Source organism: Kribbella sp. NPDC048915 (assembly GCF_040649595.1).
In the GTDB taxonomy this organism is placed as follows: domain Bacteria; phylum Actinomycetota; class Actinomycetes; order Propionibacteriales; family Kribbellaceae; genus Kribbella.
In genome coordinates this window covers 1-21233 of sequence record NZ_JBEZFT010000112.1, presented here as the reverse complement: position 1 = coordinate 21233, position 21233 = coordinate 1, and the positions used below count along the sequence as shown (strand labels likewise).

At 69.2% G+C, this 21233-nt stretch carries 15 protein-coding genes and 1 pseudogene; 6 read left to right on the top strand and 10 right to left on the bottom strand.

Translation table 11 applies throughout. The features are described from left to right. Positions 1–766 precede the first annotated feature (766 nt). Complete coding sequence (locus AB0B82_RS33185) at positions 767–2209, top strand: class I SAM-dependent methyltransferase (RefSeq protein WP_360177756.1); 1443 nt, start codon at positions 767–769, stop codon at positions 2207–2209. Here AB0B82_RS33185 and AB0B82_RS33180 read toward each other — a convergent pair. The 10 genes from AB0B82_RS33180 to AB0B82_RS33135 all read right to left on the bottom strand — a co-directional run bounded on the left by AB0B82_RS33180 (position 2203) and on the right by AB0B82_RS33135 (position 14919). Then, positions 2203–3762, bottom strand: a complete 1560-nt coding sequence (locus AB0B82_RS33180; RefSeq protein ID WP_360177753.1) for a GGDEF domain-containing protein — start codon at positions 3760–3762, stop codon at positions 2203–2205. The two genes, AB0B82_RS33185 and AB0B82_RS33180, sit on opposite strands and share 7 nt — an antisense overlap. A 20-nt stretch (positions 3763–3782) precedes the next feature. Beyond that, a complete protein-coding gene (locus AB0B82_RS33175) occupies positions 3783–5354 on the bottom strand; it encodes a GGDEF domain-containing protein (protein WP_360177750.1) in 1572 nt (523 codons plus the stop codon). Positions 5355–5504: 150 nt separating this feature from the next. Then, positions 5505–5984, bottom strand: coding sequence for an NUDIX hydrolase (locus AB0B82_RS33170; protein ID WP_360177747.1), 480 nt, complete (start codon positions 5982–5984; stop codon positions 5505–5507). A gap of 16 nt (positions 5985–6000) precedes the next feature. Further along, positions 6001–7305, bottom strand: coding sequence for a cytochrome P450 (locus AB0B82_RS33165; RefSeq protein ID WP_360177744.1), 1305 nt, complete (start codon positions 7303–7305; stop codon positions 6001–6003). Between the two features lie 324 nt (positions 7306–7629). After that, complete coding sequence (locus AB0B82_RS33160) at positions 7630–8424, bottom strand: DUF2785 domain-containing protein (protein ID WP_360177741.1); 795 nt, start codon at positions 8422–8424, stop codon at positions 7630–7632. Between the two features lie 204 nt (positions 8425–8628). Then, entirely contained in the window at positions 8629–9393 is a 765-nt protein-coding gene (locus AB0B82_RS33155) for a hypothetical protein (RefSeq protein ID WP_360177738.1), read from the bottom strand. Between the two features lies 1 nt (position 9394). After that, positions 9395–10387: an ABC transporter ATP-binding protein gene (locus tag AB0B82_RS33150; protein ID WP_360177735.1), complete on the bottom strand. Its 993-nt coding sequence runs from the start codon at positions 10385–10387 to the stop codon at positions 9395–9397. Positions 10388–10668: 281 nt separating this feature from the next. Continuing rightward, positions 10669–11874, bottom strand: coding sequence for a DUF4142 domain-containing protein (locus AB0B82_RS33145; RefSeq protein WP_360177732.1), 1206 nt, complete (start codon positions 11872–11874; stop codon positions 10669–10671). Between the two features lie 136 nt (positions 11875–12010). Beyond that, a complete protein-coding gene (locus AB0B82_RS33140) occupies positions 12011–14317 on the bottom strand; it encodes a sodium-translocating pyrophosphatase (protein WP_360177729.1) in 2307 nt (768 codons plus the stop codon). 272 nt (positions 14318–14589) lie between these two features. After that, entirely contained in the window at positions 14590–14919 is a 330-nt protein-coding gene (locus tag AB0B82_RS33135) for an STAS domain-containing protein (protein ID WP_360177726.1), read from the bottom strand. Between the two features lie 229 nt (positions 14920–15148). Here AB0B82_RS33135 and AB0B82_RS33130 point away from each other — a divergent pair, with 229 nt between their 5' ends. From AB0B82_RS33130 to AB0B82_RS33110, 5 genes and pseudogenes are all read left to right on the top strand, one after another. Further along, positions 15149–17458: a DEAD/DEAH box helicase gene (locus AB0B82_RS33130; protein ID WP_360177723.1), complete on the top strand. Its 2310-nt coding sequence runs from the start codon at positions 15149–15151 to the stop codon at positions 17456–17458. A gap of 37 nt (positions 17459–17495) precedes the next feature. Next, a complete protein-coding gene (locus AB0B82_RS33125; RefSeq protein WP_360177720.1) occupies positions 17496–17918 on the top strand; it encodes a hypothetical protein in 423 nt (140 codons plus the stop codon). A 318-nt stretch (positions 17919–18236) separates the two neighbouring features. Next, positions 18237–19001, top strand: coding sequence for a hypothetical protein (locus tag AB0B82_RS33120; protein WP_360177717.1), 765 nt, complete (start codon positions 18237–18239; stop codon positions 18999–19001). 553 nt (positions 19002–19554) lie between these two features. Continuing rightward, on the top strand, positions 19555–20982 hold the full coding sequence (locus tag AB0B82_RS33115) for an extracellular solute-binding protein (RefSeq protein WP_360177714.1): 1428 nt from the start codon (positions 19555–19557) through the stop codon (positions 20980–20982). Continuing rightward, positions 20982–21233 (top strand): annotated as a pseudogene (locus AB0B82_RS33110) (hypothetical protein); the annotation flags it as partial. The gene AB0B82_RS33115 and the pseudogene AB0B82_RS33110, both read left to right, overlap by 1 nt.

Genomic DNA, 21233 nt, shown 5'->3' with positions numbered 1-21233 from the left:
CACTCCCCGAACACCTACGAAACCCTCTACCCCGCTACCCTCCCGTCAGCGGCGTAATCGACCACCCGTGTCCACGAACCGGGGGTAAGGCCCGTAGGTGTCCAACGCCCCGGTAGCTCACCGAGATGGAGGGTTCCGACTCAGCAGTCCAACGGGCAGCCCTCCACCTCCGCGGGCAACCCCGGGCTCCCGCTTGAACTGCGCGCGCGTGACCACCAACGGGGAGCGCAGACAACCCACGGTGGGCGTAAACAGGAAATAACCTGTCCACACCCACTGGCCCCTGTCCACACCCACCAGTAGGTGTCCAACGCCCCGGTAGCCAACAGCCCTGCACCCAGGCACTCACCCGCCACAACTCCCCCGGCACAACCCTCCAGTTGAGTGGACAACCCCTCAGCTGGAGGGTTGCCCACTCAAAATTTCAACGGGCAACCCTCCACCTCAATGGGCAACCCTCCACCTCAATGGGCAACCCCTGGACCGCCCCCCTTGGACTGCACGCGGGTGACCACCAACGGGGAGCGCAGACAACCCGCGGTGGGTCTGAACAGGAAATAACCTGTCCACACCCACTAGCACCTGTCGACACCCACCGGCCCCTGTCCACACCCACCAGCACCTGTCCACACCCACCGGCCCCTGTCCACACCCACCAGCACCTGCCCACACCCACCAGCACCTGCCCACACCCACCAGCACCTGTCCATGCCCACCAGTCCTCGGCTTGGGCGGGTGCGGGTTGGTGGGGTGGGAGGATGGGGGGATGGTGGAGTTCTCGGGGACTGTGGTGGAGGGGTTGCGGGCGGCGTTCGGGGTGGCGGGGTACACCGTGGACGGGGTGGCTGCTCGGCTCGGGGATCAGGCGAATGCTGCGCTGGGGCGGAACGAGACGGCGCCGGCGGTACGGCGGACTGCCTCGGGGGATGCGCTCGACACGATGATCCGGCTGTTCCTGCTGCAGCGATCCGTCCCGGAAAACGATGTACACAAGGCGTTTCCGGGCATTGATCTGGTTGCCCCGGGCATCGTTGTCAGGAGTGGAGGTGAGGTACAGGCGGCGGTCGACGTGCGGCCGTTCGGGGCGGACGGGCGGGAGTGGTGGGTGGTCGCGGATCTCACGCCGGGGCTCGACGGGCGCAGGGAGGTGATGCGCTCGGATTACGTGCTGGGGATCGCACCGGCCAGTTTGAGCCTGATCCAGCTGACCGTGCCGATCAAAGGCGAGCGGGCACTCGACATCGGCACCGGCTGCGGCGTCCAGTCGCTGCACCTCGCAGGCCGGTTCAACCAACTCACAGCCACCGACGTCAATCCCCGCGCACTCCAGCTGGCCCGGGCGACGGCAGCGCTCAATCACGTCGATCTCGACGTCCGCGACGGCAGTTTGTACGAGCCCGTCGCCGGTGAGCGGTACGACCTGATCGTCAGCAACCCGCCGTACGTGATCTCACCACCCGGCGGCGACCTCACGTACCGCGAGACCGGGTTCACCGGCGACGCCGTGGTCGAGCAGCTCGTCCGTCAGGCGCCAACCCACCTGACCGACGGCGGCTGGTGCCAGTTGCTGGCCAACTGGACCTGCGTCCGCGGCGAGCAGTGGGAGGACCGCCTCGCCGGCTGGACGGGCGACCGGTCCGCGTGGGCGGTCGAACGCGAGCGCCTCGACCCATCCGAGTACGTCGAACTCTGGCTGCGCGACGCCGGTCTGCACGGCACCCCGCAGTACCCGACCCGGTACGACGAATGGATGCGCTACCTGGAGGATCACGACGTCGAGGCGATCGGCATGGGCTGGATCACGCTGCACAACGTCGAAGGATCGCTGCACGCCGAACCCTGGCCGTACGAGATCGAGCGCCCGATCGGACCACATGTCCTGCAACGCTTCGAGCGCGTCGAGACCCTGCCGAACGACCTCAACGGCCTGCATCTCCGTGTCGCTGACGATGTCGTTCAGGAGACCACGGGACAACCGGGTGCGGAGGATCCGGCCACGATCGTGCTCCGCCGACAGCGTGGGCTGCGCAGGGCCGAGCAGGTCGACACCGTGCTGGCCGGTTTCGTCGGCGCCTGCGACGGCGACCTGAGCACCGGCCAGATCCTCGCCGCGCTGGCCGACCTGATGGATCGCCCGGTGGTCGAGATCCTGTCCGACTACCTCCCCAAGATCCGCAACCTGCTCGTCGAGGGATTCCTGGACTACTGACGGCGCCGCCGCTTGTCGTCGTACATCCGCCGATCCGCCGCGCTCAGCAACTCACTCACCGGCGTACCGTCCGTACTGCTCGCCTGCCCCACGCTCAGCCGCAGCATCGCGAGCCACGGCTCCTCGGCGCGCGCCGCCGTGCGGTCGGCCGCGAGTTTGATCCGCTCGACCATCTCCCGCGCGCCGCGCTCGTCCGGATTGTCGAGTACGACGACGAACTCGTCACCGCCCGCGCGCGCCACCACGTCCTCGGCGCGGCACTGCTCGGTCAGCAGCTTTCCGACCCGCCGCAGCACGTCGTCGCCGCTGGCGTGGCCGTAGCTGTCGTTGATCACCTTGAGGTTGTCCACGTCGATCGCGACCACGCCGACGGAGCGGCCGGAGTCCGCCGCCGCCGCCATCCGCTCGTCGAGCGCGCGCCGGTTCCCCACGCCGGTCAGCGGGTCCTCGCGGGCCGCACGCCATTCGGCGTCGTGGCGGATCGAGAGCTCGTGGCTGGCCAGCGCGCTGCGTACGGCGTACAGCCCGCGCAACCGCTCCGCCCACCACCCGCGGCTGATCGCCCGCGCGTACTGCAGCCCGGTCGCCGCGCCCGTGTCGCCGGACTCCGCGACAATCTGAACCGCCGTGTGCCGGATCAGCGCCTCGACCGGCGGATCGGACGTCAGCGGCAGGTCGCTCGCGGCGCGGTCCGCAGCGTCCATGGCCTCCGTCAGACGGCCCGAAGCGAGGTACGCCCGGGCCAGATGGGCACCGGCGATCGAAGCGAGCTCCAGATCGCCGAGCTTGGCCAGCTGGTCCCGGCAGTCCTTCAGCACCACCGCCGCCTCGGCCGGGTCCGCGCCGTCATCGCTCGCCGCGAGCCACATCCGCGCGGCCATCGGCCAGTACCCGAGCAGGTCGGCGGCGAGGATCACCTCGACCGCCTCGGCGGCCCAGCGGTGCGCCTCACGGCGGCGGGCGGCGATCTCCCCGGCGTACGACGTGTCGCCGAGCCGCTCGAGCTCGTGGGCCCAGCGCAGATTGGACTCGGCCAGGTTCAACCGGTTGATCGCCGGCGCCTCGGGCAGCCCGAGCGGGTCGTGGTCGCCGTCCGCGGCCTGCTCGAAGTGCGGGATGCACAGCTCGTACAGCCGGAGCAGGTCGTAGGCGTAACCGAGGCCGGTGTGCGCCCAGCCGGCCAGCCCGAGGTCCCTGGTCCGCGACAGCGCATTCTCCGCGGCGACCAGGTCGGCGACCGAATCGCCGCCCTCGCCGGTGCGGATCAGCGTGACGATCCGCAGCGCGATCGCGTTCGCTTCCCAGCCCGGCTCGTCGATCGCGCGCGCGACTCGGATACAGGCGTCGACGGCGTCCAGCGCCTCGACCGCGTCGGTGGCGTGGTGGGCGGCGACGGCCCGCACGTACTCCGCGGCCGCCCGCTCGTGGCTGGGCTCCGGACCGAGCTCGGCGAGCAGCGCGTTCAGTTCGAGCGCCGCCTCGGCCGGACTGCCGGACTGCGCCCGCGTCATCGCCGCCGCGATCCGCGACGTCACCCCCGAAGTCTCCGGCACCGCACCTCCCCCGCCCTTCGTCACGTCCGGCGACGCTTCTCCGCGTACAGTCGCTGGTCGGCCCGGGCGATCAACTGTTCCACAGCGATCCCTTCGGCCGTCGCGGCGTACCCGATGCTCAACCCGAGCCGCCGCAGCCACGGTTTGCCCGTCGTCGCGGCGATCGCCTCGACGGCGGACCGGATCCGCTCGGCCAGCTGGGCACCGCCCTTGGCGTCCGGCTGGTCGAGCACCACGATGAACTCGTCGCCACCCGATCGAATCACGGCGTCGGTCGCTCGGGCCTGTTCTACCAGCAGATTTGCCACAACCTGCAGCAATTCGTCGCCACGGGCGTGCCCGAACGTGTCGTTGACGACCTTCAGATCGTCCACGTCGATGGCCAGCAGCGTCACCGCACGCCCCGAGTCCCGGTCCGCGGTCAGCCGCTCGTCCAGCGCGCGCCGGTTGCCCACCTCGGTCAGCGGATCCTGCCGTGCGGCATGCCACTCGGCGTCGTGCCGGGCCGACAGATCATGGGCGGCCAGCGCGTGCCGTACGGCGTTGAGCGCGCGCTGCCGCTCCTTCCACCAGCCCCGCGCGACGGATCGCGCGTACGCCAGTCCGGCCACCGCGCCCGGCGTACCGCCGTCCGCCTCGATCTCCGAACGGGTCTGCAGCACGAGCAGATGGGTCGATGGATCGGCCAACGGAATCAGGTCCGCGGCCGCCCGATCCGCGGCCGCCTTGGCCTCTTCGGGCTTGCCCTGCGCCCGGAAGGCGCGCGCCAGGTAGGCACCGGCGAGCGCGAGCCGCTCGGTCTCGCCCAGTTTGCTGATCTCGTCGCGGATCTCGGTCAGATCGGCGACCGCCCGGTCCGGGTCGGCCGCGATCACGGCCGCGGCCAGCCAGAGCCGGGCGCTGAGTCGCCAGAACTCCTGGGTCTCGTCGTCGACGACGACGCGTTCGGCCTCGCGGGCCCAGTACGCGGCAGACGCCAGCCGGTCTTCGATCTCCTTTGTGTACAAGGGATCGCCGAGCCGCTCGAGTTCGTGCGCCCAGCGCAGGTACGTCTCGGCGAGGTTCAGCCGGTCGATCGCCGGGGACTCGGCGAGCTCGATCGCGTCGGCGTCGATCCCGGTCGCGAGCTCGTAGTGCGGGATGCAGAGTTCGTACAGCCGCAGTACGTCGTACGCGTAGCCGAGGCCGGTGTGCGCCCAGGCGATCAACCCGCGGTCCGTCGTACGGCTGAGCGCGGCTTCGGCGGCGACCAGATCGTTGGCGGTGTCACCACCGCGGCCGCTGCGGGCGAGGTTGATGATGCGAATGGGTAAAGCGTTTGCTTCCCACCCCGGCTCGTCGATCGCGCGGGCGATCTCGACGCAGGCGTCGACGGCTCGGAGCGCCTCGTCCGCGTCACTGGCGTGGTGGGCCGCCACCCCCCGGACGTACTCCGCGGCCGCCGCCGGGTGGCTCGGTACGCCGCCCAGCTCGGCCCGGATCGCCTCGATCTCGGCCGCCGCGGCGGCATGCCCGCCGGACTGGGCCGCGGTCATGGCAGCGGCGATCCGTGCGGTCAGCGCGTCACTCGCCGCCCTCTCGCCCTTGCCCATACCCGCCGACGGCCCTTCCCTGATCCGTCACCCGCACCTCGGGCCGGACCGCCCATTGTGACCACGGACCCCACCTCCTGTCACGACCCGATCCGGCCAACGGCCACTTAGTGCCACCCCAACCACACGCCGCGTACCGATTTTCGGAATCTAACCGACCCGCGTGCCGTGCTCGCAGAGGGCGACAGCGTCCTCGTGAACTGCCTCGGTGGCGGCCCGCAACCGACTGGCGAGCATCTCCGTGCTGAGCCTCCGAGCCTGCTCGAGGGTGTAGAGGCCGGCCGAGAGGATCTCGCCGTCCGGGAACACGAACCCGGCGGCGTCCGCGTCGGTCAGCAGCCCGCCGTCGAAGACGAAGACCATCGCGTCCGGGCGGCCGTTGGAGGGTTGTACGTGGTCGACGACGAGGAGGCGGCCGACCGGGCGGTCGGTGCCGAGTTCCTCGCGGAGTTCACGCGCAGCCGCGTCCCAGGGGGACTCGTCGGCCTCGACGACGCCGCCGGGGATCTCCCAGTTCGGTTTGTACGACGGTTCGACCAGGAGGACGCGGGCGTCCCGGGTGCGGAAGAGCACCCCGGCGGCCAGGCGTTTGCGGGGAAGTCCGGCGACGTATTCGGCGTGTGTGGTCACACCGGACTGGACGCTGTCAGCCGGCGGCTTGTTCGGAGGCGGCGGGGTGGAGTTGGACGGGGAGCGACTCGACGCCGTACACGAGGGAGAAGTCGCGGAAGCGGAGCTGCTCCTCGGGGACGGCGAGCGCCAGGTCCGGGAAGCGGTGTGCGAGCGCGGTGAACGCGGCGCGGAGCTCCATCCGGGCGAGTTCGGCACCGACGCAGCGGTGCATTCCGTGCCCGAACGCCAGGTGCGCGGCCGACACCGTACGGCGGGGGTAGAAGTCCTCGGCGTCCGACCCGAAGACGCCCTTGTCCCGGTCCGCGCCGGACAGCGACACCGCGACCAGGTCGCCCTTCTTGATCTGCTGCCCGAACAGCTCGTGATCGTGCCGCGCGAACCGCGGGAACGCGACCTGGACGACGGTCAGGTACCGCAGCAGCTCTTCGACGATCCCGTCGACCGCACCGGGCTCGGTCCGGATCCGCTCGAAGTTGTCCGGGTCGCGCAGCAGCACCAGCGTGCCGAGCGCAAGCATGCTGGCCGAGGTCTCGTACCCGCCGAGGAAGACGCCGTCCGCGAGCCCGCCGAGCTCCACGTCGTCGATCTCGTCGCCCTTGTCGCGGATGATCGAGCCGATCAGGCCGGGGCCCGCGTTCAGGCGCTGCTTGCGGACGATCTCGAACAGAAACTCCCGCGACTCGCTCGCCGATCCGAACAGCCCGATCCCGCCGCCGGACATGTCGAACCGGGCCGGTCCGAGCGCCCGGAACCGGTCGCGGTCCTGCTCCTCGACTCCGAGCAGGTCCGCGATCAGCAGGAACGGCACGTTGAAGGCGAAGTCCGACACGATGTCGGCGACCGGGCCCTTGGCCTCCATCTGGTCCAGCTGGTCGTTGACGATCTTCTCGATCGCCGGCTCCAGCCGGGACAGTTTGCGCTTGGTGAACTCCGGCGTGAGCAGCTTGCGCAGCCGGGTGTGGTCCGGCGGGTCGGTGAACCCGAGCCCGCCGATCCCCTCGGCCGGGTTGTTCGGGTCGGAGCCGACCAGCGGCCGGATGTCGTGGCTGTAGTCGTCCTCGTTGGACAGCACGAATTTGGCTTCGGCGTGCCCGCTGACCACCCAGATGTTCAGCCCGAACAGGTGCGCCAGTTTGTGCACCGGCTCGGTCTCCCGGACGTCGGCCAGCTCCGGTACCGGATCCACCCCGTGCCGGCGCAGCGGCATCGAGACCGAGTTCGGGAACATCCGCATCTTCGACAGATCGAGACCACCTTTACGAGTGGTCCTGTTGAGGATCCGGCTGCCGACCCAACGCTTCAGGTATGTCGCAACCATGACTTCTCCGCGCCCTCTCTCCACTGCGCCCCCGAACGGCTTCCTGCCTGAAAAGTTAATCTCGCCGGAGGACCAGATCTGATGGTGTTGGCACTACTTCGGTAGTGGCGTTGGCACCACCATGGGAGGGGGCCACGGCATGCCAGCACCAGACATTGTCATGCACAGGGGTGCTGTTGCCACCGGAATCCACCTGTAGTGCGCCCCGGAACGTGACATGCCGTCTCTCGGGGAGATTTCAGGGCAAGAGCCGACGAAAGTCGGATGCGCGATCGCCCGGTGGCAGCTTGTCTGCGCGCCGCGGCGGGAGTACGGCGTGGCGCGCTAGAGGTAGTACGGCGTGACCAGCCGGAACACGTCCGTAAGCTTGGCCTTGACCAGCTCGCGCTGCGGGATCGATGTGAGGTTGGTCGCACTCGCGACCCGCAGTCCGTGATCTGCCAGCACGTACAGCACTCGCAGCGTACGGATCGTGTTCGTGACCTCGGGTGTGATGCCCTCGGCCGGCGGGTTCGCGAACTGCCGGATCGCCGGGTCCAGCCACTCGGTCGCGTCGGCGTCGGTCAGGTCCGCGCGGGTCAGCGTCGCCGCCAGTGCGTACCCGAGCCGGTCGTCCTCCATGTCCCGCAGCACGTACGGCGTGGGCGTCAGCAACCGCCCGATCCCGAGGCGGAGCATCTGCACCGGCTCGACCGCGGCGTGCAGCCCGAGCGTTCCGAGCAGGTCAGCGCCGTGGGCCACCGCGTGCAGCCAGCCGAGCTTCTCGTCGTACCCGCGCAGGTCGTCCTCAGCGACGTACCAGCGCTCGAACGGCGGCACCCAGGCCGGCTCGAACACGCCGACCGTCACGATCGCGTCGAGGATCAGCGGCGCGAAGGTCCGCGCCTGGATCTCCGGGTCGTCGAACCGGCGCAACATCGCGTCGCCGAGGGCGCGGAGTTCGTCCGCGGACAGCAGCCCGCGCCGGATCCAGGTGGCGAGCACGGAGTAGGCGTGCCGGTCGCGGACGACCGGATCCGGCGAGCGCAGCATCCCGGACAGCTCCGCCACCAACTCGCCCAGCGGCCGTCCTTCGGGGACCGCGAAATCCGTGTCGCGCACCTGCGCCCAGTCGGTCATGCGCGGCACGGTAGACGGTTGCCGGACGATCGGCCACCCCTGCACCGAGGCAGCCGCCCGCGGAGAACGGGAAACGGCCCGCGGTCCATCCGGACACCGGATGTACCACGGGCCGTCGCGGCCGGGACCCCTCAGCCCGGCCGGGCCCCTGCCCCGGTCAAGACGGCCCCTCAACCTCTGGACCGGGGTGGACTCGGAAACTGCTCAGGCGTCGCGCTTGCTCGCCGACACCAGGGCGATGACCAGCAGCCCCACACCCCAGGCCGCGAAGTAGGCCAGTGCCCACCACGGGCTCAGGGCGAAGTTCGTCCCGGCCGCCTCCGGACCCGCGATGCCGGGATCCTGGCCCTGGTTCAGGAACGAGCTGCCGTTCACGAACGGCGCCCACCGGTTCAGGTCGTCGCCGACCTTGGGGATCAGCATCACCAGGTTCTCGACCAGCAGCGGCCAGAGGATCAGGATCGCGATCGCGCCGGCGCTCTGCCGGATCAGGATCCCGACCGCCACCGCGAACACCGCGGAGATCGCGAACACCAGGCCCTGGCCGGCCAGCAGCCGCCACTCGGCACCGGTGTCGATCGCCAGGTCCGCGTTGCTCGCGAACAGGCTGCCGACGCCCCAGGCGCCGAAGGACGCGACCAGGCCGACGATGCCGGACAGGAACGCGACCACCGCGGTCTTGCCGAGCAGCAGCGCGGCCCGCTGCGGAACGGCCTGGAAGCTGGTCCGGATGGTGCCGAACCGGTACTCGGTGGTGACGGCCAGCGCGGCCATCACCATCATCACCATCTGGCTGAGCTGCGCGCCCGGCTGAGTGATGAAGATCGTCGCCTGCTGCTCGTCGGCGCCCTTCAGGAAGCCGGTCGTCAGCGCGGCGAACCCGACGGTCAGGACCGCCGCGATCACCATGCACCACCACGGCGAGCGGGTGGAGAAGAGCTTGATGCGCTCGACAGTGATCACCGACATGTCAGTTGTCCTCCTTCGGGCCCGCGGCCACCTCGGCGGCCCCAGGTGCGTCGAGCGAGGTCACTCCGGCGATCTCGTCGTGCGCGTGGTACTCGACCGAGTCTCCGGTCATCTGCATGAACGCCTGCTCCAGCGAGCCGCGCTGCAGCGTCAGCTCGTGCAGCACGATGCCGTGTGCGGCGGCCGCCTCACCGATCTGGTCGGTGGTCAGGTCACCTTCGACGAACAGCACCTTGCCCTGGTCCTCGACGTCCTCGACGCGAGTCTGCAGCTGCTGCTCGTTGAGTACGGCGGCGAACTGGTCGAGCTGCGGCGTCCGCACCTTGACCGTCGTACCGCTCGCGCGGTCGACGAACTCCTGCGTGCTGCTCTGCGCGATCAGCTTGCCGCGGCCGATGACGATCAGTTCCTCGGCGGTCAGCGCCATCTCGGACAGCAGGTGGCTGGAGACCAGCACCGTGCGGCCTTCGTCGGCGAGCCGGTGCATGAAGGTCCGGATCCAGACGATGCCCTCGGGGTCGAGGCCGTTGACCGGCTCGTCGAACAGCAGCACCTCCGGGTCGCCGAGCAGCGCACCGGCGATCCCGAGCCGCTGCGACATACCGAGTGAGTAGGCGCCGGCCCGCTTGTTCGCGACAGAGCTCAGTCCGACCATCTCGAGCGCCTTGTCGACCGATGACTTCGGCAACTTGTTGGACGCGGCCATCCACTGCAGATGGGCGCGCGCGGAACGGTTCGGGTGGACCCACTTGGCGTCCAGCAGCGCGCCGACCTTGGTCAGCGGGCGGTGCAGGTCGCGGTACCGCTGTCCGTCGATCGTGACCTGGCCGGACGTCGGGGTGTCGAGACCGAGGATCATCCGCATGGTGGTGGACTTGCCGGCGCCGTTCGGGCCGAGGAAGCCGGTCACCTTGCCCGGTTTCACCTCGAAAGACAGGTTGTCAACGGCAACTGTCGTGCCGTATCGCTTGGTGAGGCCTTGTGCCTCGATCATCGCCGTGCTCCTCGTCAGATGGCGTGAATTCGTCCCCAGTCGGGCGGATGGGTGGTAATGAGATCAGTATCGATGCCCGCGGGGTGCGGGGCATCGGACCCCGGGCGGATCCGGTGTGTCCACCCGTGGGTTGATTCTGCCGCCGCCGCGTGGCGGCTGCTATCGGTTGATCCCCTGACCACAACCCCGACGATCCCCCATCGGGGTAGGGGCGCACATCAGCCGAAAGTCGACGGCGGGCGTACTTCGGTCGATCGAAGTTGGCAGTGACTACCGCAATCTCAGTCGAGCGGGACGCCGTACAGCACCAGGTTCTCGCTGTAGCGGTGGGTCTTGTGGTCGTACGACCCGGTGCAGGTCACCAGCGCGAGCCGCGGCTTCGCGGCGCCGTGGAAGAGGTCGGCGGGCAGCGCGGCCTGATGGTACGTACGGCGCGCCACGATGCGGTACCAGTGTTCCTCGCCGTCCCCACTGGTCACGCCGACCCTGGTACCGACCGGTACGTCGGCCAGCGGCGCGAACACCCCACGGCCACGGGTGGTGTCCACATGTCCCGCGAGCAGTACCGTGCCGCCCTTGGCACCCGGCGCCGCGCCCGCGGCCCACCATCCGACGTCGGCGGCCGACTTCGGGACCTGCAGCTGACCGTCGCCCGCGGTCCCGACCGCCCGCACCGACGCCTCCAGAACACCGGGCATCTTCACCTTCACCGGCGGTACGGCGGCCTCGCGAGCGGCACCCGACCCGGCTTCGGGGACCTTGCCCGCGTTGTCGGGCTGACCACCGAACAGGATGACCAGACCGACCGCGAGCGAGCCGATGCCGAGCAGCCGGCGCCGGACCGGGATCGACTTGCCGACCAGGAGGAGCAGCGCCCCGAGAGCGATCAGGCCGAGTGCGACCCGGGCGCGGGTCTGCTCCTCGGCTGCTTGCTGGCCGCCCTCACCGGTCGGTACGACCGGAGGCTTGGCGGGCTCCGGCTTGCACGTGGTACCCGACACGGCGCGCTGATGCATCTCGAGAACCGGCTTCGCGCCGCTCGCGAGCGACTCGACCGCCGGCGACGCGCTGATCGGCAGCTCCCCGGAGACCAGCGCCAGGTACTGCTGGTGGAGCTGACGCTGCAAGGCCAGCCAGGAGGCGTCGTACGCCGTTCCGGACTTGGCCGCGAGCGCGTCGAGCTGCTTGCGCTGCGCCTCCGACGGCGTGCTCGGCAGCTTGAGGTTGAGCCGCGTGGCCACATCGGCCTCCTGCGCGGAGAGCTTGTCGTGGTCACGGACGAGTGCCGCGGCGACCTGGCGGACGCAGGCGGTCTTGCCCCTGGTGGTCGCGCCCCGCGCGGCCTCGCTGATCGTGAGGTTGTACTGGTGGGCCGCGTTCAAGTAGGCGAGGTCGGGTGGCGGGGCGGCCGCGTTCGCCGGTTGCAGGGCGCCGAATGCGCCGGCCACAACCAGGAGCAGCAGGGCGAGCACCCGGGCACGTCTCACACCACGACAGTAGAAGAGCCGCCCGTCCGGGGTCCAGCGGGACGGCGCGTGGCCCAGTGTTCGGAACAGCGGCTACCCGTGGACATGGCAACGGCCCGCCGGAAGACCGGCGGGCCGTTGCGCAAGGTACCGCGAATCAGGCGGCGGCGTTCACCTCGGCCGGGGTGTCGGCGATCACCGACTCACGGCGCTTGGAGACGACCACGGCGGCGGCCAGGATCAGCACGGCCACCACCGCGATGATGATCCGCAGCGGGGTGTTGGTGTCGTCGCCGATCGCCGACATCCCGACCACGGCCGGGGCGATCAGCACCGAGACCAGGTTCATCACCTTGATCAGCGGGTTGATGGCCGGACCGGCGGTGTCCTTGAACGGGTCACCGACGGTGTCACCGATGACGGTGGCCTCGTGCGCGGGCGAGCCCTTGCCACCGTGGTTGCCGTCCTCGACCAGCTTCTTGGCGTTGTCCCAGGCACCACCGGAGTTGGCCAGGAAGACCGCCATCAGCGTGCCGGCGCCGATCGCACCGGCCAGGTAGCCGGCCAGCGCCGCGGCGCCGAGACCGAAGCCGACCGCGATCGGCGCGGTGATCGCGAGCAGACCCGGGGTGGCCAGCTCCCGCAGCGAGTCGCGGGTGCAGATGTCCACCACCTTGCCGTACTCCGGACGGGCGGTGCCCTCCATGATCCCGGCGATGTCGCGGAACTGCCGACGCACCTCGTAGACGACCGCACCGGCGGCGCGGCCGACGGCGTTGATGGCCAGACCCGAGAACATGAACACGACCGCGGCACCGAGGATCAGACCGACCAGCGTGCCCGGGTTGAACACCAGGGCGTCGGCCTCGAACTTGGCGTAGTTGTCGGCCAGCGAGGACCGGATCGCGTCGGTGTAGGAGCCGAACAGCGCGGTCGCGGCCAGTACCGCGGTCGCGATCGCGATGCCCTTGGTGATCGCCTTGGTGGTGTTGCCGACGGCGTCCAGCTCGGTGAGGATCTGGGCCGCTTCGCCGTCCACGTCACCGGACATCTCGGCGATGCCCTGCGCGTTGTCGGAGACCGGGCCGAAGGTGTCCATCGCGACGATGACGCCGACGGTGGTGAGCAGACCACAACCGGCCAGCGCGATCGCAAACAGCGCGACCACACCGGAGCCGCCGACCAGGAAGGCGCCGTACACGGCCGCCGCGATCACCACGGCGGTGTAGACGGCGGACTCGAAGCCGACCGAGATACCGGACAGGATCACGGTCGCGGCACCGGTCAGCGACGACTTGCCGACGTCCTTGACCGGCTTGTCCTCGGTCCCGGTGAAGTAGCCGGTGAGGGCCAGGATGACGGCCGCCAGCACGATGCCGATGACGACCGACAGGGTCGCGATCAGCCGCGGGTCGCCGTCGGTCTCGGCGATCGGCGTACCGGCCGCGCCGCTCAGGTCGGCGAAACTCGACGGCAGGTAGACGAAGGCCGCCACCGCACAGAGGATGCCGGAGACCACCGCGGAGATGTAGAACGCGCGGTTGATCGTGCGCAGACCGTTCTCACCGGTCCGCGGGCGGGTCAGGAAGACGCCGATGACGGCGGTGATCGCACCGATGGCCGGCACGATCAGCGGGAAGATCAGGCCCTGCTCGCCGAAGGCGGCCTTGCCGAGGATCAGCGAGGCGACCAGCATCACGGCGTACGACTCGAACAGGTCGGCCGCCATACCGGCGCAGTCACCGACGTTGTCACCGACGTTGTCGGCGATCGTCGCGGCGTTCCGTGGGTCGTCCTCGGGGATGTTCTGCTCGACCTTGCCGACCAGGTCGGCGCCGACGTCGGCGGCCTTGGTGAAGATACCGCCGCCGACTCGCATGAACATCGCCAGCATCGCGGCGCCGAAGCCGAAGCCCTCGAGCACCGTCGGGGCGTCACCCTTGAACAGCAGCACGACCAGCGCGGCGCCGAACAGGCCGAGGCCCACGGTCGCCATGCCGACGGTGCCGCCGGTGCGGAACGCGACCCGCATCGCCGGGTCCCGGCCCTCCGACCGGGCGGCCGCGGCGACCCGGACGTTGGCGCGCGTCGCGAGCCACATGCCCAGGTAGCCGATCGCCGCGGAGAAGCCCGCGCCGACCAGGAAGAACACCGACCGGAAGATCTTCAGCGTGGTCTCGTTGCCACCGTCGGTGTGCGCCGGCAGCAGGAACAGCAACAGAAACGCGACCACAGCGAAGATCGACAGTGTCCGGAACTGCCGGTTCAGGTACGCCGATGCGCCTTCCTGAACCGCCGCGGCGATCGTCTTCATGTTCTCGGTGCCATCATTCGCGGCAAGCACCTGGCCCCGGAAGACCATCGCGATGACGACCGCGAGAAGCGCGATCACCCCGACAACGATCACCAGTGTGGTGTTGCTCGACGAAAGATCCACCGCTTGTGGAGCAAGCAGCGCGGACATCCGTCCTCCTTGTAGGCAACCCATACAGGCTTCAACGGCCCCCGTCTGCCGCAACCGAAGGGTTGGGGAAATACGACATAGCGCCAGGTGTCTGGCGCGGTGGGTTACTCTAACGGGTCGCTGACCAGACCTGACGACAGGGTGGTCTACGCCATACCGGGGCGGCCCGGCAAGTCCCCCGCCCGATCCCGGACGAAATCGTCACCGGCCGTAGTTCCGCGGGCACCTTTTCGCTTGGTCGTTGCCTTCCGTGCCGGCCGCGCGAGGCGTCGTCAGATCGCCGATTCGACGTCGGGGTGGATGTCGAAGACCTTGGTCAGGCCGGTGATCCGGAAGATCTTCAGCAGCCGCTCCTGGGTGCACACCAGGGACAGGGAGCCGTCGTGGGTCCGCACCCGTTTCAGCCCGCCGACGAGAACACCGAGACCGGTGGAGTCCAGGAACTCCACCCGTTCCAGATCGACGACCAGGTGGTACTTCCCCTCGTCGACGAGTGCGGCGATCTTCTCGCGGAGCTTCGGTGCGGTGTAGACGTCGATCTCCCCCGCCACCTCGATGACGGTTCGCCCGCCCTCGGCGCGCGCGGTCAGCGACAGATCCACTTCGGCCTCCGATTCCCGTGAACTGCTGCATTCAACCATGTACGGACCGTGAGAGGGCCCGTTGCCGAAAACTCTTTCATCTCGGCACACCGAAGTCGATTCCAGTCCGGAAAGTGGCGCGTGCATCGGCAGGTGCATTTCTGCGGCCACAACTCTGCTCTACACCCTGCTCTACCACTCTGGTGCACCACTGGCGAGTTGTTGTCGTACCGGCCACTACAGTCGCGGTATGCGTGCAGGTGGTGAGGCAGCCGCGGTCCTGAAGCGCCTGGCCGCCGGTCGCGACGACCGGTTGACGCATGTCGAGTCGGTGCCGCCGCGCCCGGGGCGGACGTGCGACTGGCCGCGCTGGGTTCCGCCCGACGTGCTCGACCAGCTGCGGGACGCCGGCATCACAGCGCCGTGGACGCATCAGGTCGCCACGGCCGAGGCGGCGTACGCGGGCAAGCATGTCGTGGTCGCGACCGGGACGGCCTCTGGCAAGTCGCTCGGGTACCTGCTGCCCGCTTTCGCGACGCTGAGCATCGCGCAGGCCGCGTCGCCGCATCGGCGGACCGCCTCGGTGCTGTACCTGTCCCCGACGAAGGCGCTCGCGCACGATCAGCTCCGGGCGGTCTCGTCGTACACGGTGCCTGGGCTGCGGCCGACGGCGCTGGACGGCGACTCGGAGCGGACAGAGCGCGACTGGGCGCGCGATCACGCGACCTACGTGCTGAGCAACCCCGACATGCTGCACCGGTCGGTGCTGCCGAACCACCAGCGCTGGGCGCGCTTCCTCGGCTGCCTGCAGTACGTCGTCGTCGACGAGTGCCACCACTACCGCGGGGTCTTCGGTGCGCATGTGGCCGGCGTACTACGGCGACTGCGTCGGGTGTGCGCGCAGTACGGCGCCAATCCGGTCTTCGTTTGCGCCTCGGCGACCGTGGCTGAGCCCGCGCTGTCCGGTCAGCGTTTGACCGGGCTGCCGATGGTGGAGGTGGTCGACGACGGCTCTCCGCGCGGCGGCATCGCATTTGGGCTGTGGGAGCCGCCGCTGACAGCTCTGCACGGCGAGAACGGCGCCCCGGTACGACGGTCCGCCACAGCCGAGGCAGCGGACCTGCTGACCGATCTGGTCGTCTCAGGCGTCCGTACGGTCGCCTTCGTCCGCTCGCGGCGCGGCGCCGAGACCGTGGCGATGACAGCCCGGGAGAACCTGGCGGAGGTCGATCCGTCACTCATGGACCAGGTGTCCGCGTACCGGGCGGGCTACCTGCCGGAGGAGCGCCGGCGACTCGAGGGAATGCTGCAGAGCGGTGACCTGACCGGCGTCGCGGCGACGAACGCGCTGGAGCTGGGCATCGACATCGCTGGGCTCGACGCCGTACTGCTGTCGGGCTGGCCCGGCACCCGCGCGTCACTGTGGCAGCAGGCCGGTCGGGCAGGGCGGGCCGGCGGTGACGCGGTCGCGGTACTGATCGCGCGCGACGACCCGCTGGACACGTACCTGGTCCGCCATCCGCACGCGATCTTCGGCCGCCCGGTCGAGGCGACCGTGTTCAACCCGGAGAACCCGTACGTCCTCGGGCCGCAGCTGTGCGCAGCGGCGCAGGAGCTGCCGCTGACACCCGCGGACTTCGAGATCTTCGGCGCTTCGACCGAGCAGGTGATCGCGCAACTCGTCCGGCAGGGTGCGTTGCGCGAGCGTCCGCATGGGTGGTTCTGGACGCGGCGCGAGCGTGCTGTCGACGCCATCGACATCCGTTCGGCCGGCGGCAAGACGGTGCAGATCGTCGAGCACCGGACCGGTCGGCTGCTCGGGACGGTCGACGGCGGTTCGGCGCACGCATCGGTGCACGAGGGCGCCGTGTACGTGCACGCGGGCGAGTCGTACCTGGTGCGCTCGCTGGACCTTGAGGAGCACGCCGCCGTCGTCGAGCAGGCATCACCCGACTACACGACGTTCGCCCGAGACGTGACCGAGATCAGCATCCTTGCCGCCGAGGAGACGTGCACCTGGGGTACGGCGGAGTTGTCGCGCGGCTGGGTGCAGGTGACGAGCCAGGTGGTCTCGTACCAGCGCAAGCTGATCGCGACCGGCGACGTACTCGACGAGCAGCCGCTCGACCTGCCGGCGCGCACCCTGCGGACCAAAGCAGTGTGGTGGACGATGCCCGACGCGGGTGTCGAGGCACTCGGACTGGACGATGTACCGGGCGCTGCACACGCCGCCGAGCACGCGTCGATCGGCCTGCTCCCGCTGTTCGCCACCTGCGACCGGTGGGACATCGGCGGCGTCTCCACCGCCCGGCATGCCGACACCGGCCGACTCACCGTCTTCGTGTACGACGGTCACCCGGGCGGAGCGGGCTTCGCCGAACACGGGTACGCCGCTGCGCGCGAGTGGTTGACCGCGACACGGGAGGCGATTGCACACTGTGAATGCACCGATGGATGCCCGTCGTGCGTACAGTCGCCCAAGTGTGGGAACCAGAACAACCCACTCGACAAGAGCGGCGCGGTGGCGTTGCTCACCGCATTATTGAGTAGTGAGGCCTGAAGGTCCGGCAACGTTCCGGACAGAGAGGCAGCGTGTCATGGTCGTCCTCGGAGTGGTTCTGATTGTTCTGGCCGTGCTGTTCGGCCTCGGTGTCTCGGTGTCCTCCGGCTCCTCCACCACGATGGAGGTGTTCGGTGTCGACTTCGGCGTCTCGGTGGCGACGGTGTTCTTCCTCGGCGCACTGGCCGGAGCGGCGTTGATCGCCGGGCTGTGGCTGATGAAGAAGGGCCTCGGCCGCGGCTGGCGCCGGCGGAAAGAGATGCGGGAGCTCCGCGCCCGGGCGGCGTCCGGCGGCGCGGCTACGTCCGGTGACACGGTCGGTGGCGAGATCACGGAGGGTGACTCTTCCGCGGAGAGGCGGCCCAGCCTCGAGAGCGCGCCGGACGTCCCCGCGGACGACCGCTTGGCAACCGAGCAGGAGCTCGCACCGGACCCCAGGGACAGCAAGCAGCCGCATTGAAAACTCTGTTGCCTCGAGCATCTTCTGCCGCACAGGTCTCGCCCGATCACGGCTGATTGCCGTAGGATCTCGGTTGCCTCACAGCACCAGAACGGCGAGACCGCAGCCTCATGTAGATGCCTTGCGCAACCATGCCACGCTGGCAGTTAGTTGCCATTGGCATCAACTTTCGGGAAATCTTCGTAACCTCCGCGGTCACACCTGTGCCTTACTTGTTGTGGCGTCAACGTCGCGCTGAGTCACTGCCGGCGGACCGGCTCACGCCACGGGGTCCCGACGACCTGACGCCACGAGATGGCACGACCTCTGGAGGTTGTCTTGATCATCCGAAAGCTGTTCAGCCGCACCGGCGTCGTGGTCCTCGCGCTCAGCGTGGGAATCGCCACCGCCATCCCGGCACAGGCCGCGAATCCGGCACCCAGTGATTCGAAGCCAGGCGTCTCGGTCGGCGTGGCCCAACAGATCGCCACCCGGTCCGACACGCGCTACTGCCTCACGTTCGTCACGGCCGACAAGGTCCCGATGGCGGTCATGATGGCGTGCGCGCCGGGCAAGGAAGGCAAGACCCAGGAGTGGATCTACACCGAGTCCGGCCAGCTGCAGGTTGCGATGAGCAAGAGCGTCGGTGGCGCCCTTGCCACCACCGGCGCCTGCCTGGACAGCGGTGCGGACCTGGCCAAGGTTCCGGCGTCCGCACCACTGCTCGTCCTGCCGTGCCGTGACGGCGCCGGGCAGAAGTGGAGCTACGACGAGGACACCGGCACGTTCGTGAACGCCGCCAGTGGGCTCGCCCTGACATCCCTGCTGGGCAAGGGGAAGGCCAAGCAGGCACAACCGACCGGAGCGATGAGCGCCACGGGTACGCCGATCCAGGCGTGGAGCGGACTCCCGGTGCCAAGCCTGGACATCCTGGGCGCGGTGCTCGCACTCGTGAACGCGCTGCTCGCGTCACTGGGGCTGGCGCTGCCCCTGCCGATCGCCGGCGCGGCGGCCAGCCTGCTGACGCTGCTCAGGCCACAGGTGCCGATCCCGGCGCAGATGACCGAGCTCCCGAAACAGATGATGCAACTGGCCCAGAGCTAGGAAGGACGCCGTACCAGCTGACCAACGAGAAGACGGCCGGCCCCGACGAACTGTCGGGGCCGGCCGTTTCTCTCCTTGTCGTCGTCCGGCGCCTTCACAAGGTCACGCGATGCTCGGGGATGAGGATCCGGGTTCCCCGCTGCTTGCGCGTCAGCGGGAGCCCGGCGTCGTCACCGCGGGAACCGGAAGGTCAGCCGCGCGGGGCTCACCACCAGCAATAGCAGTGACCCAGCAGGTCGTGGACAAGGCACACGACGCCGTGGAGCAGACTCACGTTTCTCACCTCCGATCCGCGTGAACCGAACGGCAAGACAGTAGCTCGCGTCATCACGTTCTGTATCTAGTCAATCACCTGTTGCCACGGAACCTTGAGCATCCTTTAACTCTTCTGCAACTCGTCCCGGCGGATCCGGACTTGACAAGCCGCACAGTTGGTTGCTGCCAGCACCTGACAACGTTCGCCATCAGGTCTGGTAAAAGTCTTCACATAGTCGCCCGACAGTGTCACTGTTTGACCGGCACTGTCGCCGGACCACTTTTGCAAGGAGCCCAGATGCGATCACTCTCGCGGTTGACCACCGCCGGCGTACTCGGCGCCGCGGCCCTCGCCCTGCTCACCGGATGCCTCGGCTCGTCCGATTCGGGCACCGGCGACCAGGACGCGAACCGGAACGCCGACGCCAAGAAGGTCGAGCTGACCTTCGGCTCGAACTCGGTCAAGGGCGGCAAGAGCAGCGCCGGCGCGACCTTCATCTCCGACGTGCTGATCCCGAAGTTCGTCGCCGAGCAGAAGGGCAAGGGCGTCGACGTCACGGTCAAGTTCCAGGGCGACGGCTCCGACGACGAGGTCTACAAGCAGAAGCTGTCGCTCGACCTGTCGAACAAGGCCGGCCCGGACCTGTTCCAGATCGACGGCATCTGGGTCGGCGAGTTCGCCCAGGCCAACTACATCAAGCCGCTCACCGACACCGTCGGCGACGCCGCCAAGGTCGACGGCTGGGACGGCTGGCAGCAGATCCCTGAGTCCGTCCAGGCGCTCGGCAGCTACAACGGCAAGCGGTACGGCGTCCCGGGCGGAACCGACGGCCGCGTGCTGTACTTCAACAAGAAGCTGTTCCAGCAGGCCGGACTGCCCGCCGACTGGCAGCCGAAGTCCTGGGCCGACGTCATCTCCGCCGGCCAGGCGCTGAAGAAGCTCCCCGGCGTGACGCCGATCCAGATCAACGCGGGCACCGCGATGGGCGAAGCGACCACGATGCAGGGCGTGCTGCCGCTGCTGGTCGGCACCGGCGCGACCGTGAACTCCGACGGCAAGTGGCTGGGCAACACCCCGCAGTTGCGCGAGGTGCTGGACTTCTACCACCAGATCTACTCGACCGGCCTCGGTGACCCGGTGCTGCAGCGGGAGGCGAAGGGCCGGGACAAGTCGTTCGCCGAGTTCTCCGCCAACAAGATCGGCATCCTGCTCGAGAGCGACTACTTCTGGCGCAGCGTCGTGGAGCCCAAGGAAGGCGTCGCGAAGATGGCCGACCGGGACACCGCGGTGGGCTGGGCGATGATCCCGGCGCGTGAGCCGGGCAAGGGCGTGAAGGGCCAGGACTTCGTCTCGATGTCCGGCGGCGGTGCGACCGTGATCAACCCGAACACCAAGTTCCCGCAGCAGGCCTGGGAGTTCCTGCAGTTCATGAACTCCGCCGAGATGGTGAAGGCATCGCTGGACGGTGCAGCCAAGATCACCCAGCGCACCGACGTCAACGCCGAGGTGCTGAAGAGCGACCCGATGCTGAGCTTCGTTGCCGAGAAGGTGCTGCCGCTGACGCAGTACCGTCCGGGCCAGGCGGAGTACCCGAAGGTCTCGGCGGCACTGCAGCAGGCGACCGCGGACGTGGTCGGCGGTAAGAGCGTCGACGACGCCGCGGCGGCGTACCAGAAGGCGGTCGAAACGGCGGCCGGGGGCAAGGACAAGGTCTCCAGCAACTGATGACGGCTGCCTCCGCACCACCCGTACCCGCCGAACCGGCACCGGGACGTGGATCGGCCGGCCGCCGAGGACCCGCGCGCGATGTCGCGGGCCTCGGCGTCGGCCGGGCGCTCGGCTTCGTGGCGCCCGCGCTGCTGCTGATCGGCGCGTTCCTGGTCTTCCCGGCCGTCTGGACGATCTACATCGGCATCACCAACTATCGGCTCACCGGCGTCGAGGCGGTGTCGCCGTCGATCGTCGGGCTGTCGAAC